Source organism: Streptomyces sp. CNT372 (genome assembly GCF_000377145.1).
Map to the genome: position 1 here is coordinate 1 of NZ_KB897813.1, position 1,422 is coordinate 1,422.

The window sequence follows — 1,422 nt, forward strand, 5'->3', positions numbered from 1 at the left end:
GGGAGGGGCCGTTGGGGGCGGTGAGTCCGTTGCTGGCGCCGTCCTGGTTGACGGCCGAGCCCCGGATCACGGCGAGGACCGGGTGCCCGTTCCGCTGCGCGTCGGACAGGCGTTCCACCAGCAGCAGGCCGACCCCCTCGCTCCAGCCCGTCCCGTCCGCGCTCTCGGCGAAGGACTTGCAGCGGCCGTCCGCCGCCAGGCCGCGCAGGCGGGAGAACTCCACGAAGGCCGTCGGCGTGGACATCACGGCCGCGCCGCCCGCGAGGGCCAGGTCGCATTCGCCCGCGCGCAGGGCGTTCGCCGCCATGTGCATCGCCACCAGGGAGGACGAGCAGGCCGTGTCCACGGTCACCGTCGGGCCCTCCAGGCCGAAGGTGTAGGCGATCCGGCCCGAGGCGATGCTTCCGGCGCTGCCCGAGAAGAGGTAGCCCTCGTTGCCCTCGGCGGGCAGGTCGGGGCGGGAGCCGTAGTCGTTGTACATCAGGCCCGTGAACACACCGGTCCGGGAGCCCTTCAGGGACACCGGATCGAGGCCCGCCCGCTCGAACGCCTCCCAGGAGGTCTCCAGAAGGAGCCGCTGCTGCGGGTCGATGGCCAGGGCCTCGCGCGGCGACATCCCGAAGAACTCCGGGTCGAAGAGGTCCGCGTCGTGCAGGAAGCCGCCCTCGCGGGTGTAGGAGGTGCCCGGCGCGTCCGGGTCCGGGTCGTAGAGGCGCTCCAGGTCCCAGCCGCGGTTGACGGGGAACCCGCCGACCGCGTCCGTGCCGTCCGCCACCAGCCGCCACAGGTCCTCCGGGGAGGACACCCCGCCCGGATAACGGCAGGCCATGCCCACGATGGCGATCGGCTCCTGCGCCTTCGCCTCCACCTCGCGCAGGCGCTTGCGTGCGTCCCGTGCGTCCGCGATGGCCCGCTTCAGGTAGTCCCGGAGTTCTTGCTCGTTCGCCACTGATCTCAGCTCCCCGACGTGGTGTGGCTCGTGGTGACAGATGGGTTCATGGGGTGGGTGGTGCGGGCGGTGCCGCGCGGTGGCGGGCCGCCGCCGGTGGGGCGGCGGCGGCCCGGCGGACGCGCTCAGTCGAATTCGTTGACCAGGGCGAACAGCTCCTCGTCCGTGGCCGACTCCAGGTCGTCCTCGCCGTCCTCGGCCGCGCTCGCGCCGCCAGCCGCCTCGGCGATGTCCAGCAGCTCCCGCAGCCGGCCGCTGATCAGGCCGTATGCCTCCGCGTCCGCCGAGGCGTCGCGGACCGCCGACTTCAGCCGTTCGAGTTCCGTCAGCACCGGGTCCGCCGCCGACTTCTCCGTCACGTCGAGCTGCGCGAGGAGGTGGGTGGCGAGGGCGGTGGGGTTGGGGTGGTCGAAGACGAGGGTGGTGGGGAGGCGGAGTGCGGTGGCTGTGTTGAGCTGGTTGCGGAGTTCGAC

General features: G+C 72.9%; 2 protein-coding genes. Both read right to left on the reverse strand.

The genetic code is table 11. The features are described from left to right. Window positions 1–991: beta-ketoacyl synthase N-terminal-like domain-containing protein (locus tag C593_RS0128455; protein WP_486591209.1), on the reverse strand; the 991-nt coding region annotated here is incomplete at its 3' end. 83 nt (window positions 992–1,074) lie between these two features. Further along, window positions 1,075–1,422 (reverse strand): hypothetical protein (locus C593_RS0128460; protein ID WP_026278156.1); only part of this gene is annotated, 348 nt, incomplete at its 5' end.